Source organism: Rhodococcus spelaei (assembly GCF_006704125.1).
Lineage (GTDB): Bacteria > Actinomycetota > Actinomycetes > Mycobacteriales > Mycobacteriaceae > Rhodococcus_G > Rhodococcus_G spelaei.
In genome coordinates this window covers 25385-41768 of the sequence record NZ_VIGH01000012.1, presented here as the reverse complement: position 1 = coordinate 41768, position 16384 = coordinate 25385, and the positions used below count along the sequence as shown (strand labels likewise).

At 68.5% G+C, this 16384-nt stretch carries 9 protein-coding genes; 2 read left to right on the top strand and 7 right to left on the bottom strand.

The genetic code is table 11. The annotated features are described in order from the left end of the window. Positions 1-13 precede the first annotated feature (13 nt). Entirely contained in the window at positions 14-439 is a 426-nt protein-coding gene (locus tag FK531_RS21430; RefSeq protein ID WP_246098309.1) for a nuclear transport factor 2 family protein, read from the bottom strand. 282 nt (positions 440-721) lie between these two features. Between FK531_RS21430 and FK531_RS21425 the strand changes: the two genes are divergently transcribed. Next, positions 722-910 (top strand): hypothetical protein, encoded by a 189-nt coding sequence (locus tag FK531_RS21425; protein WP_142103108.1) that lies wholly within the window; start codon positions 722-724, stop codon positions 908-910. 128 nt (positions 911-1038) lie between these two features. Here the strand turns inward: FK531_RS21425 and FK531_RS21420 are convergent, their stop codons facing one another. The 6 genes from FK531_RS21420 to gltB all read right to left on the bottom strand — a co-directional run bounded on the left by FK531_RS21420 (position 1039) and on the right by gltB (position 12705). Beyond that, on the bottom strand, positions 1039-2892 hold the full coding sequence (locus tag FK531_RS21420) for an ABC transporter ATP-binding protein/permease (protein ID WP_142103106.1): 1854 nt from the start codon (positions 2890-2892) through the stop codon (positions 1039-1041). Positions 2893-2956: 64 nt separating this feature from the next. Further along, entirely contained in the window at positions 2957-4093 is a 1137-nt protein-coding gene (locus FK531_RS21415) for a cation:proton antiporter (protein ID WP_142103232.1), read from the bottom strand. Between the two features lie 20 nt (positions 4094-4113). Beyond that, positions 4114-5013, bottom strand: a complete 900-nt coding sequence (locus tag FK531_RS21410) for an acyl-CoA thioesterase (RefSeq protein ID WP_142103104.1) — start codon at positions 5011-5013, stop codon at positions 4114-4116. Between the two features lie 108 nt (positions 5014-5121). Continuing rightward, positions 5122-6540, bottom strand: a complete 1419-nt coding sequence (pyk, locus tag FK531_RS21405) for a pyruvate kinase (RefSeq protein ID WP_142103102.1) — start codon at positions 6538-6540, stop codon at positions 5122-5124. A 95-nt stretch (positions 6541-6635) separates the two neighbouring features. Beyond that, entirely contained in the window at positions 6636-8141 is a 1506-nt protein-coding gene (locus tag FK531_RS21400) for a glutamate synthase subunit beta (RefSeq protein ID WP_142103100.1), read from the bottom strand. Then, a complete protein-coding gene (gene gltB / locus FK531_RS21395) occupies positions 8134-12705 on the bottom strand; it encodes a glutamate synthase large subunit (RefSeq protein WP_142103098.1) in 4572 nt (1523 codons plus the stop codon). Before gltB ends, FK531_RS21400 begins: the two co-directional genes overlap by 8 nt. 345 nt (positions 12706-13050) lie before the next feature. Here gltB and FK531_RS21390 point away from each other — a divergent pair, with 345 nt between their 5' ends. Further along, on the top strand, positions 13051-16353 hold the full coding sequence (locus FK531_RS21390; RefSeq protein WP_142103097.1) for a DUF4132 domain-containing protein: 3303 nt from the start codon (positions 13051-13053) through the stop codon (positions 16351-16353). Positions 16354-16384: the final 31 nt, after the last annotated feature.

Sequence of the window (16384 nt, the reverse complement as noted above, 5' to 3'; positions counted from 1 at the left end):
CCCACGCCTCCCACTACCCCATCGTCACGACGCGACGCGCCAGGCGCCAACTGCCGTGCTCGCGACGTAGCACGTCGTCGTAGCGGCCGACGCTCGACAGTCGGGGCGCGCTGGTCGTCTCGACGTAGAAGGTCCAGTACGCGGTGGCCGTCGCCTCGTCGCCGCCCGACGCCGTCACCGCCACCGTGGACAGGACGTGCCGCGTCGCCGTCCCCGGGCCCTGGATGCCCGACGCGCGACGCGCTCGCACGCCGGCCTCGATCTCGGCGACGCCGACCCGACTCTGTGCCGCCATCCCGGTTGCGGGGTTGGCCGAGGACTGCCACACCGCGTCCGCGGTGAAGTTCGACAGGTACTCCTCGACCGTCCCGTCGTCGGCGAGGTGCGCCAATCGTGCGAGCAGGGACTGGATTTCGGAGACCGGGTCGGTTGCGTTCACCGGGCCCATCCTCCCCGCCAGGCCCACGATCGGGCGATCTCCGTCCCACCCCACGGGAGTACCGGACAACCGTCCAGAAAAATTGCCAAACCAACTAATTGGTATGTCCGGATTCGCTACATTGCTTGCCAGCACATCGGCTCCACGCGTTCGGCCACACCGAATGCCCCATTACCAGGCACGACAACGCGGTCGACGATCCCGGGGAGGTCACCTTGAGCGCGAGTACACAGCCGGCAACGACAGCATCGCTGCCAGCCGAACGTCACAGAGGTGGGCGGAATGCCTAGGCCCGGACCCGTTCGTCCCCTGGTCGGCGTGAAGATGGACGCGGGTCAGATCCAGCAGTACGACCAGCAGGCCGAACACGAGGGACTGCTGATGAAGTCCGGCCGGCCCAACCGGTCGGAACTGATTCGCATCAAACTCGCCTTCGCCGACGAGCACATGCCCAACGGCTGGCGGCCCTGACCCGGTCGGTGTCGTTCGGTTTCTGAAGGATTCCTCCCGCTTTCCGGGAGGAATCCTTCAGAAACCGCGACAGTCCGCTGACTGAATGCACGTCGCCCGGGTGCACGGCGCGTGGGGCTGACCTGTGTCTAGACCGGGACCGGCGACAACTCCCACGGGCCGTCCCCCGCCAACTCCAACTGGCGAGCGTGATGCTGATCGACGGTGCTGCGGTGGCTGACGCTGACGAGCATGCAGTCGGGCACCTCGGTGCGGATCAGGCTGTAGAGCGAGTATTCGAGCCCCTCGTCCACCGCCGAGGTCGCCTCGTCGAGGAAGGCCAGCTTCGGCCGGATCAGCACGATCCGGGCGAAGGCGATGCGCTGCTGCTCACCCGGCGAGAGGATCTTCGCCCAGTCCGCCTCCTCGTCGAGCCGCTCGACCAGGTTGCCCAACTGCACCTTGTTCAGCACCTCGCGAATCGTGTCGTCGTCGAGCCGCTCGGTCGTCCCCGGGTAGGCGACGGCCGCCCGCAGGTCGCCGAGCGGCAGATAGGGCATCTGTGAGAGGAACAGCGTCTCGATTCCGGCCGGCCGCCGGATCTCGCCCTCGGTGTACGGCCACATCTCGGCCAGGCTGCGCAGGAGAGTCGTCTTGCCGCTGCCCGAACGACCCTTGACCACCAATGTGTCGCCGGGGCCCATCCGCAGGTCGAGGCCGGTGATCAGCGCGTCGCCGTCAGGCTTGCGGACATGAACACCGGTGAGCTCCAAGGCATTCGCGAGCTCTGCAGTGTCGATCGTGGGCAACCCCCGCGACTCACCGTCGGCAGTGAGCAGCCCGTTGAGTCGGATCAGGCTGGCGCGGTAACCGGCGAAGGTGCCGTACGACTCACGGAAGAAGGACAGCGAGTCGTGTACCTGGCCGAAGGCCTGCGAGGACTGTGTCATGTCGCCGAGGGTGATGGTGCCGGCGAAGAACCGCGGCGCCTGGATGATGAACGCGAACACCACCGAGATCTGGTTGACGACGAGGTTCCAACCGTCGAACTTCAACGTCCGGAACACCAGGCGCCAGTAGTTGGCGATCACTGCGGCGAAGCGAGACAACAACCCGTGGCGCTCGACACCCTCACCCCGGTAGAAGGCGACGTTCTCCGCGCTGTCGCGAACCCGCACCAGCGCGTAGCGGAAGTTCGCCGTGAGCTGCTCGTTCCAGAAGTTGAGCCTGATCAGCGGGCGACCGATCCAGAACGCGACGACGGTGGACACCAGCACGTAGACGAACACGAGAAAGACCATCGCGCGCGGGATCTCGGTACCGAACACCGTCATCGGTCCGGACAGGTCCCAGAGGATCTTGGTGAAGGACACCAGCGAAACCACCGCGCCGACCGCACCCATCGACAGGGTGCGGGAAGTCTGCACGAAGTCGGTGATGTCTGCCTGAATACGCTGGTCGGGATTGTCGATGCTGGCGTCCACGAACCGACCGCGGTAGTAGGCCCGCCCGTGCAGCCAGTCGGTCGTCACGTGCTCGGTCAACCACAGCCGCCAGCGGATGTCGAAGGCCTGCCCGACGTAGTAGTCCAGCAGAGAGCGCGCCACGTGAATCGTCGCGAGAATTCCGAAGATCCACAGGCTGCGCCAGAACGCCGACTCCGCCGCATCGAGCGCATCGGTGTCGCCCTGCGCAAATCCCTGCGCCGCCTTCTGCAGCGCCGTGTACATCTCGTTGCCCTGATACGTGAAGAGCACAGTCATGCGGACCGCGAACACCGTGAGCAACAGCACGGCGGCCAGGAGCGCGTACGTCCGCACACTGTCCCGGCCACGGAAGTAGGCGCCGCTGATCCGCCAGAACTGGCGTCCCCATCGGGTGAACCGGAACAGCAGGACCGCGATCACGACAAGGCACACGGCCGAGATTCCGAACGCCCTCAGCGTCCAGAACAAGGTGTGGAGTGCTTCGTTGTTCCAGTCCAGTCCGGACGATTGCGACATTCGTATCCCCCGATCGACGGGCGAGAAAGATGGCGAAGTTTAACCCGCCGAGCGACCCTCGGCACTACGACTTCGTCAAACCACGTCGCGTCGCGAGACCGCCCGCCACCGAGGCGATTCCGATCGTGACGAGGGCGCCGAGCAGCAGCGCCGGAGCCTCGCCCCGACTCAGCAGGTGCAGCTGAGTACCGATCGTCGCGGCCGCGACCGGAATTCCGAGCTGCGCAGCCGCCAACGCGCCGAGCGGAAGCGGCTGACCGAGGAACCGGGCCAGACAGTGCACCGCCACCGCGGCAAGGCCCAGGACTACCCCGAGAACCGAGTAGGAGGGCCGGTCCACCAGTTCGCGGAGATTCAGCGAGGCGCCGAGCCAGACGTAGAACAGCGGACCGAAGAAGCCCTCGGTGATGCCGAACAGCTGGCGCGCCAGCCGATGCGGCTCCCCCACCGCGGCGACCGCGAGCCCGAGCGCGAAGCCCGCCAACATGATCGAGACATGGCTCCACACCGCGAGCGCCGCGAGACCGAACAGGATGCACAGGTTCACCCGCAGCTCCATCGCGAACTTGCGGTCCTCGGACACCCGATGCAGCCGGCCGCGCAGATCGTGGTACTCGAGTGCGCGGAAGAACCAGTACACCGCGACCGCGCACCCGGCGACGGCAAGCGCCCCGAGCGCGGCGCGCGGCGCGTGCGCCGGGTCGATGACCAGTGGCAGCGCCACGATGCACGCCGTGTCGGCGACAGCGACCTGCGCGACCAGTTGCAGCACCGAAGTCCCGCCCAGGCGCAGCGAGTCGACGATCGGCAGCACCAGCGCCGCCGAGGAGGACGCGATCAGGACGCTGTACAACGGCGCGTGTCCGGTGTCGAAGACCGTCGCGACGCCGAGGCCGGCGGGCACGGCCAGCACTCCCACCACGATCGCCTGCACTGCGCCCCGCGCCAGCGCCGGACGAAGTGCCTTCTGCCGCATCGGCACATGGGTTCCCGCGACGAACATGACGAGCGCGAACCCGATGTCCGCCAGGAACGTCAGTGTCGGGTCGGTGGCGTCGAGCAGACCGAGACCGGTCGCGCCGACCGCCACCCCCGCGACGAGTTCACCGAGCACCACCGGAAAGTGCCAACGTTGCCGGTAAGCCAGCGCGGGCCCGAGCAGGGCGATCGCCGAGTTGAACGCGAGCGTCGAGAAGCCCACTGCCACCCCCTGTCCCGGGCTCAGCCCCGCTTCGGAAAGTGCCGGATCAGGCCCTCCTGCACGACCGTAGCGAGCAACTCGCCCTCGAGGGAGAAGAACCGGCCGGTCGCCAGACCACGCGAGCCCGCGGCGACCGGCGACTCGGTCGCGTACAGGGTCCAGTCGTCGAATCGGAACGGCCGGTGGAACCACATCGAGTGGTTCACCGTCGCCGCGACGATCCGGTCCAGGCCCCAGGACAGTCCGTGCGTGGTGATGATCGAGTCCAGCACGGTGGTGTCCGAGGCGTATCCCATCGTCGCGACGTGGAGCAGCGGATCGTCGGGCAGGTGCCCGTCCGCCCGCATCCAGACCCGGTTGTGGTTGAGCTTCTCCCCGCTGCCCTTGAGGATCCAGGTGGGGTCGTTCGCGTAGCGCATGTCGATCGGCTTGAGCGCGTTGACGAACATCTGCAGCCGGTCCTCGTACCCGACGAAGTGGTCGCCCAAGGGCGGCAACGACTCCGGGAACGGCACCTCCGGCACCTCGACCGCGTGCTCGAGTCCGCGACCCCAGTCCTGGAACGCTGCGAGTACGACCATCAGCTCGCGGCCGTCCTGGTACGCGGTGACCTGTCGATTCGCGAACGCCCGACCGTCCCGGTGTCTCTGGACGCGGTACTCGATCGGCGCCTTGACGTCGCCGCCGCGGATGAAGTGGGCGTTGATCGCGTGCACCGGGCGGTCACCGTCGACGGTTCGGCCCGCGGCGACGATCGCCTGCGAGACCAGCTGACCGCCGAACGTGCGACTACCGAGCTGGGCCTGCGCCGGATGCTGTCCCACGAACACGTCCTGCTCGATCTGCTCGAGGTCGAGCAGATCGAGCAGGACGTCCAGATCCTGCGCGCGCTGCCGTGCCGCTGCTCCCGCGTCTGTCACCGAGTGGTCCTCTCCAACTGTGAGCGAATCAGGTTGGACGAGCCTACTGCGCAGACGGGACTCCGGCGACGGTCACGGGCGAGACCGGCAGATTCCGGGAGGACCGGATCAGTGGTCCTCTTCTCCGATCCGGTGCACGTGGATGAGGTTGGTCGAGCCGACCGTGCCGGGCGGGGAGCCGGCGACGATCACGACCTGGTCGCCCTTGTTGTACCGGCCGAGCGAGAGCAGCGCGGTGTCCACCTGACCGATCATCTGGTCGGTCGTCGAGACCGGCGACACCAGGAACGTCTCCGTTCCCCAGGTGAGGGTCAGCTGGCTGCGCACCTCGGGCAGCGGGGTGAACGCGAGCAGCGGCAGCGGGGTGTGCAGCCGCGCCAACCGACGCACCGTGTCGCCCGACTGGGTGAACGCCACCAACGCCTTGGCGTCGAGCCGCTCGCCGATGTCGCGGGCCGCGTAGGAGATGACGCCACGCTTGGTGCGCGGCACGTGGGTCAGCGGTGGCACCCGGGTGGACTCGCTCTCCACGGCCTCGACGATCCGGGCCATCGTCTGCACGGTCTCCATCGGGAACTTCCCGACCGAGGTCTCGCCGGAGAGCATCACCGCATCCGCACCGTCGAGGACCGCGTTCGCGACGTCGGAGGCCTCGGCGCGGGTGGGACGCGAGTTCTCGATCATCGACTCGAGCATCTGTGTCGCCACGATGACCGGCTTCGCGTTCTCCCGCGCGATCTGGATGGCGCGCTTCTGCACGAGCGGCACCTGCTCGAGCGGCAGTTCGACACCGAGGTCGCCGCGGGCCACCATCACCGCGTCGAACGCGAGCACCACCGCCTCGAGGTTCTCGATCGCCTCGGGCTTCTCGAGTTTCGCGATCACCGGGATGCGTCGGCCGACGCGGTCCATCACCGCGTGCACGAGCTCGACGTCGGCGGGCGACCGGACGAAGGACAGCGCGATGAAGTCGACACCCAGGCGCAGTGCGAACTCGAGGTCCTCGATGTCCTTCTCGGACAGCGCCGGCACCGAGACGTTCATGCCCGGCAGCGACACGCCCTTGTTGTTGCTGACCGGCCCGCCCTCGGTGACCGTGCACACGACGTCGTTGCCGTCGACGGCGGTGACGGTGAGGCCGACCTTGCCGTCGTCGACGAGCAGGCGGTCACCGGCCTTGGCGTCACGGGCCAGCTCCTTGTAGGTGGTCGAGACCCGGTCGTGGGTGCCCTCGCACTCGTCGACGGTGATCCGGACCTGCTCGCCGTTCTCCCAGACCGTGCGATCCTGAGCGAAGCGGCCGAGACGGATCTTCGGACCCTGCAGGTCGGCGAGGATGCCGACCGCCTTGCCCGTCACGTCCGAGGCCGCACGCACCCGCCGATAGTTGTCCTCGTGGTCGGCATGCTCACCGTGGCTGAAGTTGAGCCGGGCGACGTCCATGCCACTTTCGACGAGTTCTCGGATACGGTCCCCGGTCGCGGTTGCGGGTCCCAGGGTGCACACAATCTTTGTCCGTCGAGTCACGATGACGAGCCTAGTCGGTGAACCGATTCAGATCCATTCGTACCCCCGCTGAGGAAGTTCGCTGACAGGCCGTTCACCGCTGCGTCACCTCCCCGTCACAGGACCGCCAGCGGAAGCGCCGTCGGATGCACGGGAGACGGCAGATCTGAATGCCCGGTGAGGAATTCGTCGACGCTGTGCGCGGCCGCGCGCCCCTCGGCGATCGCCCACACCACCAGCGACGCGCCGCGGTGCGCGTCCCCGCACACGAACACGCCCGGTGCAGTGGTCTGCCAGTCCGGACCGCACGAGAGGGTGCCACGTCCGGTCAGCGTGAGCGCGAAGTCGTCGAGCATCCGACTGTACTCGACGCCCTCGAATCCGATGGCCAAAAGTGCCATGTCGCAGGGCAACTCGACCTCCTCACCGACCGGAGTCACGTGCCGGCGGCCGGCGGCGTCGCGAGTGACCGTCACCTCGGCCAGCACCATCGAACGGACGTGCCCGCTCTCGTCGCCCAGGAACCGTTGCACCGCAACCTCGTACCGACGAACACCGCCCTCCGCGTGCGCGGGCGACGTGCGCAGCACCATCGGCCAGGCCGGCCACGGCGATCGGTCGTCGTCACGCGCAGTCGGCAACTCGGGGTGGTAGTCGAGCTGGGTCACCGAGAGCGCGCCCTGCCGGTGCGCGGTGCCGAGACAGTCCGCCCCGGTGTCGCCGCCACCGATGATCACCACGTGTTTGCCCTTCGCCGTGACAGGGGTGGCGCCGTCGCCCTCGCACTCCCTGTTGGAGAGCACGAGATGCTCCATCGCGAGGTGGATTCCCACCAGCTCGCGACCCTGCACGGTGGCGTTGTCGCGTGCCCGCAGCGCGCCGACCGCGAGCACCACCGCGTCGAACTGGGCCCGCAACTGCTCCACCGTGACATCGACACCGACCTCACAGTCTGTGACGAAATGTGTTCCCTCGGCGCGCATCTGGCCCAGCCTGCGCTCCACGACCGCCTTCTCGAGCTTGAACTCCGGGATGCCGTACCGCAGCAGCCCGCCCAGCCGGTCGTCACGCTCGAAGACCGTGACGTCGTGACCCGCCCTGGTCAGCTGTTGCGCCGCCGCCAGACCCGCAGGCCCGGAACCCACGACCGCGACCGACTTGCCGGTGCTGATGGTCGCCAGCTGTGCGGCCACCGTGCCGCCCTCCCAGGCGGCGTCGGCGATGGCCTGCTCTATCCGCTTGATCGTCACGGCGCCGCCGGTGTCGTTCTCGGCGATCGAGAGCACGCAGGCCGCCTCGCACGGCGCGGGGCACACCCGCCCGGTGAACTCCGGGAAGTTGTTGGTCGCGTGCAGGCGGTCACCGGCCGCCGACCACCGGTCCCTCCGCACCAGGTCGTTCCATTCCGGGATCAGGTTGCCGAGCGGGCACCCCGCGGAACCGGAGTGGCAGAACGGAACTCCGCAGTCCATGCAGCGGGTGGCCTGCTCGGCCACCTCCCTGGCCCGCTCCGCGGCGGGCTGCGGTGCGGACACGTCGCGCCAGTCGCGCACCCGCTGCGCGATCGGCCGCTTGGGTGCGTCCTTCTTCCGGACCTTCAGGAAACCCTGCGGATCAGCCACGAGCAGCCTCCATGATCGCCGAGTCGACGTCACGCCCCTCGGCGCGCGCCATGCGGGTCGCGTCGAGCACCCGCTCGTAGTCGGTGGGCATCACCTTAGTGAGCAGTGCGCTGCGCCGCGGCCAGTCGGCCAGCACCGACGCCGCCACCGGTGACCCGGTCCGATCCCGATGCGCGGTGATGGTCTCGCGCAGCCAGGCCAGGTCGTCGGGGTCCGGCCGCTGCAGGGTCACCATCGCGGTGTTCACGTTCGACGGATCGAGGTCGAGTACGTAGGCGATGCCGCCGGACATGCCCGCCGCCAGGTTGCGGCCGGTCGGCCCGAGCACGACCACCCGTCCACCGGTCATGTACTCGCAGGCGTGATCGCCGACCCCCTCGACCACCGCGGTCGCCCCGGAGTTGCGGACCGAGAAGCGTTCACCGACCTGACCGCGCAGGAACACCTCACCGGAGGTCGCCCCGTAGAGGATGGTGTTGCCGGCGATCACCTGCTCCTCCGCCTCGAACAGCGCGTCGGCGGCAGGCCGGACGACAATCCGGCCACCCGAGAGTCCCTTGCCGACATAGTCGTTCGCGTCACCGATCATCTCGATCGTGACACCCGGCGGCAGGAACGCACCGAGGGACTGTCCGGCCGACCCGGTCAGCTCCACCCGGATGGTGTCCTCCGGCAGGCCGGCTGCGCCGTAGCGGCGGGTCACCTCCGCGCCGAGCAGCGTGCCGACGGTGCGGTTGACGTTGCGCACCGGCAACTGCAGCCGCACCGGGTGGGCGTCCTCGAGCGCGCCCTCCGCGAGCTGGATCAGGCTGCGGTCCAACGCCAGGTCCAGCCCGTGGTCCTGGTCGCGCTGCCGTCGTCGCTGCGGCAGCCGGTCCCCCGCACGGTCGGTCGGCATCGTGAAGATCGACGACAGGTCGAGGCCGCGGGACTTCCAGTGCGCGACGCCCTCCGCCGTCTCGAGCGCGTCGGCGTGTCCGACCGCCTCGTCCACACTGCGGAACCCGAGCTGCGCCAGGTACACCCGGACGTCCTCGGCAACGAACCGGAAGAACTCCTCCACGAACTCCGGCTTGCCGGTGAACCTCTTGCGCAGCACCGGATTCTGGGTGGCCACGCCCACCGGGCAGGTGTCGAGGTGGCAGACCCGCATCATGATGCAACCGGCGACCACCAGCGGTGCGGTGGAGAATCCGTACTCCTCCGCCCCGAGCAGCGCGGCCACGATCACGTCCCGGCCGGTCCGCATGCCGCCGTCGCACTGCACCGTGATGCGGTCCCGAAGTCCGTTGAGCACCAACGTCTGCTGCGCGTCGGCGAGCCCGATCTCCCAGGGTGCCCCCGCATGCTTGAGCGAGGTCAGCGGCGACGCACCGGTACCCCCGTCGTGCCCGGAGATGAGCACCACGTCGGCGTGCGCCTTCGACACCCCCGCTGCGACCGTGCCCACACCCACCGAGCTGACCAGCTTGACGTGCACCCTGGCCTGCTCGTTGGCGTTCTTGAGGTCGTGGATCAGCTGCGCGAGGTCCTCGATCGAGTAGATGTCGTGGTGCGGCGGCGGTGAGATCAGCCCGACCCCAGGCGTGGAGTGCCGCGTCTTGGCGATCCACGGGTAAACCTTGAACGCAGGCAACTGGCCACCCTCACCGGGCTTGGCGCCCTGGGCCATCTTGATCTGGATGTCGCTGGCGTTGATCAGGTAGTCGCTGGTCACGCCGAACCGCCCGCTGGCAACCTGCTTGACCGCGCTGCGCCGGCGCGAGTCGTAGAGCCGGTCCGCGTCCTCGCCGCCCTCGCCCGAGTTCGACCGTCCGCCGAGGTTGTTCATGGCGATCGCCATCGTCTCGTGCGCCTCCGCCGAGATGGATCCGTAGCTCATCGCACCGGTGTTGAACCGGGTCACGATGGACTCGACGGGCTCCACCTCGTCCAGCGGAACCGGCTGGCGCAGGCCCTCACGGAACCGGAACAGGCCGCGGAGCGCGCCACCCTCGGCCGCGAGCCGGTTCACCTCCTCGCTGTACCGAGCGAACACCTCGTGCTTGCCGGTACGGGTGGCGTGCTGGAGCAGGAACACCGTCTCCGGGGTGAACACGTGCAGCTCGCCCTCGCGGCGGAACTGGTACTCGCCGCCGACGTCGAGGCGGCGGTGCACCCGGTCGGTCGGGTTGTCGGGATAGGCCAGTCGGTGCCGGATGCGCACCTCCCGGGCCAGCACGTCCATGCCGACGCCACCGAGCTTGCTGACGGTCCCGCGGAAGTACTCGTCGACGAGGTCGCGGTCGAGGCCGATCGCCTCGAACACCTGCGCTGCGGTGTACGAGCCGACGGTGGAGATGCCCATCTTCGACATCACCTTGAGCACGCCCTTGCCGAGACCCGTCAGGTAGTTGCGCACGGCGACAGCCGGTTCCACGCCCGTCAGCTCCCCCTCGCTGACCAGGTCCTCGATCGACTCCATCGCCAGATACGGGTTGACCGCCGCCGCCCCGAAGCCGATCAGCAGCGCCAAGTGGTGCACCTCGCGCGCGTCGCCGGACTCGACCACCAGTGCGACCTTGGTGCGTTCCTTGGTGCGCACCAGGTGGTGGTGCACCGCCGAGACGGCCAGCAGCGACGGGATCGGGGCGTGCGCGTGATCGGAGTCCCGGTCGGAGATCACCAGGATGCGGTAGCCCGCGGCGATCGCGGCGCTGGCACGGGCACGCAGGTCCTCGATCGCCTCGGCCATGCCCTCGCCGCCGCGCTCGACGTCGTAGAGCGCCCGCAGCACCGTCGCCGCGAGACCCGGCAGGTCGCCGTCGTCGTCGAGGTGGATGATCTTGCTCAGTTCGACGTTGTCGAGCACCGGCCACGGCAGCACGATCTGCCGGCACGACGCGGCGGTCGGGGCGAGCAGGTTCTGCTCCGGCCCCATCACCCTCGTCAACGAGGTAACGACCTCTTCGCGGATTGCGTCCAGCGGCGGATTGGTCACCTGGGCGAACAGCTCGACGAAGTAGTCGTAGAGCAGTCGGGACCGCTGCGACATCACCGCGACCGGCGTGTCGGTTCCCATGGAGCCCAACGGTTCCCCGCTGCTGGCGGCCATCGGCGCGAGCAGGATCCGCAAGTCCTCCTCGGTGTACCCGAACGCGACCTGGCGACGGACCACGGACTCGTGCGGATGCTGGACGGGGGTGCGTTGGGGCAGTTCCTTGAGCTCGAGCAGACCGGCGTGCAGCCACTCGTCGTAGGGCTGCTCGGTGGCCAGCGCCATCTTGACCTCGGCGTCGGGCACCACCCGTCCCGCGGCGGTGTCGACAAGGAACATCCGGCCCGGCTCGAGCCGGCCCTTCGCGAGCACCTGCGACTGCGGGACGTCCAGCACGCCGGACTCACTGGCGAGGATCACCCGGCCGTCGACGGTCTGCCACCACCGACCGGGGCGCAGGCCGTTGCGGTCGAGCACCGCACCGACCTGGGTGCCGTCGGTGAAGGTGACACACGCCGGTCCGTCCCACGGCTCCATCAGCGAGGCGTGGTAGCGGTAGAAGGCCCGTCTTGCGGGGGCCATCGCGGCGTCGTTCTCCCAGGCCTCGGGCACCATCATCATCACCGCGTGCGCGATGCCGCGACCGGCGAGGTGGAGAAGTTCGAGCACTTCGTCGAAGGAGGCCGAGTCGGAGGCCTCGGGCGTGCAGATCGGGTACAGCCGTCGCAGGTCACCGGGGATCAGGTCGCTCGCCAGCATCGCCTCGCGGGCGCGCATCCGGTTCCGGTTGCCGCGTACGGTGTTGATCTCGCCGTTGTGTGCGACGAACCGGAACGGGTGTGCCAGCGGCCAGGACGGGAAGGTGTTGGTCGAGAAGCGGCTGTGCACGATCGCGATCGCGCTGGCGCACCGCTCGTCGCGCAGGTCAGGGAAGAATGCCGACAGCTGCGCGGTGGTCAACATTCCCTTGTAGACGATCGTCCGGCTCGACAGCGACGGGAAGTACACCCCGCTGCCCTCCGCCTCGATCTCGTCGGTGACCTGCTCGGACCGCTTACGCAGTGCGAACACCACCCGATCGAGGTCCAGCCCGCCGATCCGGCCTGGGGAGGCGACGAACAGCTGACGCATGAACGGCATGCAGTCGCGCGCGGCGACCCCGATGTCCGCGCCCGTCGGGTCGACCGGCACGTCCCGCCAACCGAGCACCTCGAGCCCCTCCTCTGCGGCGATCGCGTGGATGCGCGCGACGGCGGCCGCCCGGGCAGGCGGGTCCTGCGGCAGGAAGCAGATGCCGGCGGCGAAGGTGTTGGCGCCGTCGGACGTCGGGGCGGGCAGCTCGAATCCGGCGACGTCGACGAGCAGGTCGACGGGCAGTTGCAACAGGATGCCCGCGCCGTCGCCGCTGTTCGGCTCGGCGCCCGCGGCTCCGCGATGCTCGAGGTTCTCCAGGGCCAGCAGACCGTCGGCGACGATGCGATGCGAGGGCCGGCCGTGGATGTCCGCGACCATCGCCACCCCGCAGGAGTCGGCCTCCTGCGCGGGGTCGTACAGGCCCTGCGGCTCGGGCAACTGAGAAAACAGCACCTGGGCACCTCCACGTCGGCGGCCACGTCATGGCACGGGGCACATACGGCACATGACGTCCGGTGTGGCGCACAGGTGGGGAGGACCGAGCGTCACACTCGGGTGCGCCCAGTCTAGCAACGGAAAGACCCTGCACAGCGGGCCCAATTCAGGCAAACGGACGACGTCGAACAAACCGGGCGGTCCAGAACCGTCCAGACTCTGTCCCTACGTCTCGCTACCATTCCCGACACGTCCACAGACCGGACCGGGACCTCGAGGAGCTGCGTGAACCACAGTCCGACCACCCCTTCCGATCTGACGGACCTCGAATCCGCCTTCGCGCCACCTGCCGCTTGGATTCCGATGAAGCATCCGAGGCGGGGCGGCTTCGCTGCCGATGTCGACCCCGTCGATCCCCGCGCTGACGCGGAGCTCGCGCAGTCGATCGAGACCAACGAGGAACGCCTGCAGTGGGCCGCGTGGGATCTGGTGAACGACCCCGATCCCAACCCTCTCGTCGTCGCCGCCCGCCGCTACCGGAACGGCGACGTCTCGGCCGTCGGCGCCGCCGCGCTGGCCGTCCTGCTCGCACGTACAGGGAAACCGGACGAGGGCACGCTCGTCGTGGACGGATGGGTGGCGAGGCACGGTGCGACATTCGCGGTCCAGTCACTGCTGGAAGCCTCGGACATGCGGCGGGTGGCCAACCGGGTGCCGGTCGATGATCTGCCCGACGGCATCAACTTCATCTGGGTCCAGCACGGCGATTCGTCCGGGAACGAGATGGAACTGCCCCGCTACGTGGTTCTCGAGCAGCTCGGTCAGGTCGACGACCCGAACGCGCAGGTGACCTACACCGTTCTCGAGCACATGCTCGACCGGATGCGCGGACTACTCACCATAGCCTCAGACGACGACTACGTCGCGGCACGCGATATGGCAGAGACGCTGCGTACGAACACGACTCGGCGCCTCGCCGCGACGTACCTTTTCCCGACCGAACGCGAGTGGTCCGACGAGCTGATCATGGGACTGGACGCAATCCCGCATCGCTGGCGCACGCATCTGCTGGTGTCCTCGAACACGACCGCACAGCTCGAGCGGGCCGCCGACGGATGGGGGCCACGACTGTGGCTCGGCGACGAGGCGATTCTGGCTGCGCTGGTGGACGGTGTCGGCGCCGAGATCACCACGGCACTGACCGCGGCCTTCGACACCGAGTTCCCGTACAGGAGCGTGCAGGACGATGCGATCCAGCTGAGCATCCTGCATGCGCTGTCGTCGATCCCCACCGATGACGCCTTCTCCGCCCTGCTCGAACGCGCAGACGTGAAGAACGCTCTGCCCGCGGTACTGAATGCGATACAGCACTACCCCCGTCGCGCCTTCACGATCCTGGCATCGGCCGATTCAGGCCTGTTCGACCGCCACGTCCGAGAGAACCCCGACCTCGCCGCCGCCTTGGCGGACACGCTCCCCGCGCCTGCCCGGCGCCGGATCGCGGAACTGACGACGACGGTGCCCGAGTCGACGGATCTACCCGCGATCCTGGTGACGCCACCGTGGTTGAACCGGAGGCGGGCGACCACGCCGCCGGTGATCGACGGACTCACGGCTCCCGTGATCCACCGGATGGCCTGGCTGCCTGCCGAACTCGAGGAGATTTGCGCCACCCCGCACGACTACTCGTACACCACGTGGGAGCAGTACCGGCAGTACGTCCGCAACACGACACCGCAGAACGTGAACGAGTGGGAGGCCTGGATCATCTTCCTCCTCGCCCCGGACGAGGTCGCGCGCCCGCTGCTGACCGACTGGGAGACAACGACACTCAGGGAGCCACATCGAGTCGTCGCCCGTTACGAACTCGACGCCCTGCCATTGCTGCTGCGCGTGGCGCGCGCCCGCCCCGGCGCGGCGGCCCCGTACCTGATGCCGTATGTCGACCTCGACGTCGCGCGTCTGCACGCGACGATGTACGCCACCCGCAAGAATCTCCGCAGGCCGGCGCTGTCGTGGCTCGTCCGCCACACCACCGACGCGATCACGCTGCTGGTTCCCGACGCGGTCGGCAAGGCGGGAGCTGGGCGCGATCACGCCGCTGCCGCGCTGGGGGCGCTTGCGCGTGCCACCACGCCGGAGACCGTCATCTACGGGGCTGAGCAGTACGGGGCCGACGCCGCGGAAGCCGTCAGGGCGCTCCTCGACGTCGACCCACTCGACGTACTGCCCAAACGAATCCCCACGACGCCAGCCTGGGCGTATCTCGAATCCCTGCCTCCCATACTGACGGCCGATCGGTCGGCGGCGCTCCCCGCGTCGGCAGTGTCAACCATTCTGACGATGTGCGCCATCAGTACGGCAGACGCCCCGTACGCCGGACTCGACACCGTGACCTCTTTTTGCGATCGGGCGTCGCTGGCCGCGGCGATATGGGAACTGTTCGAGAGGTGGTGGGGAGCCGGCGCCCCGTCGAAGGACAACTGGATCGTCCTCGCCCTGGGTTGGCTCGGTGACGATGCGACGGTCACCAGGTTGGCGCCGCTCATCAGGAGGTGGCCCGGAGATGGCGGCACCGCCCGCGCACAGCTAGGACTCGACGCCCTCGCCGCGCACGGCTCCGCGCGGGCACTGACCGAACTCGACCGCATGTCGCGAAAGATGAAGTTCAAGTCGTTGAAGAACGGCGCCGCGGAACGTGTCGCGGAGGTCGCCGAACGCCTCGGGCTCGACCACGAACAACTTGCGGACCGCACAGTCCCCGACCTCGATCTGTCCCCCGACGGCACGATGACGCTCGACTTCGGACCGCGGACGATCACCCTCCGTTTCACGGAGGCACTGGTGCCCTTCGCCGTCGACGAGTCCGGCAAGAAGTCGGCCGGACTCCCCAAGGCAACCGTGAACGACGACGCTGCACTCGTCGAGGACGCGAAGAAGCGTTTCGCCGCGCTCAAACGTGAAGCGAAGACTGTTGCTGCCGAACAGATCAAGCGATTCAACCGGTCCATGGTCACCGGGCGCCGCTGGGACGGAGGAGAATTCACCGAGTACGTCCTCGGCCACCCACTGCTGCTGCACATCGCACGCCGCCTGCTGTGGGCATCGTTCGACGAGAACTCCCGTCCCACGGTGGTGTTCCGGGTCGCGGAGGACAACACGTTCGCCGACATCGACGGCAATACAGTCGCGCTGGCGGACGGCCCGATCGGACTCGTGCATCCCGCACACATCCCCGACACCGTGCGAACCTGGTCCCACGTCTTCGCCGATTACGAGATCCTGCAACCGTTTCCGCAACTGGGACGTCCCGTCCACCATCCCCTGCCGGGCGACGTCGACGGCAGCGGGCTGTCCCGTTTCACCGGGGTGACGGCGACACCGAGTCAGGCGCTGCGCCTGACGTATCGCGGGTGGGACCCGGTGTGGGAGAACCCGGCGTACCCGAGTCAGAAGCGACCGGGGGGCCAGGGGCTGCTGTACCGGCTGAGTGACACCGTGTCGGTGCTGCTGGGACTCGACCCCGGGATGGGAACGGGAAGTCCGTACGACGGATACCCAGACCAGAAACTGGTGTCCGTGGACCTTCGCGGCGGCACCCTCGACGACGCCGACAGTGCGACGGTGTCCGAACTCCTCGCCGACCTGGCCGGGTTCGCGTCGTGACCCGCCGAGCGCGGCGACACGTCGACAGGCC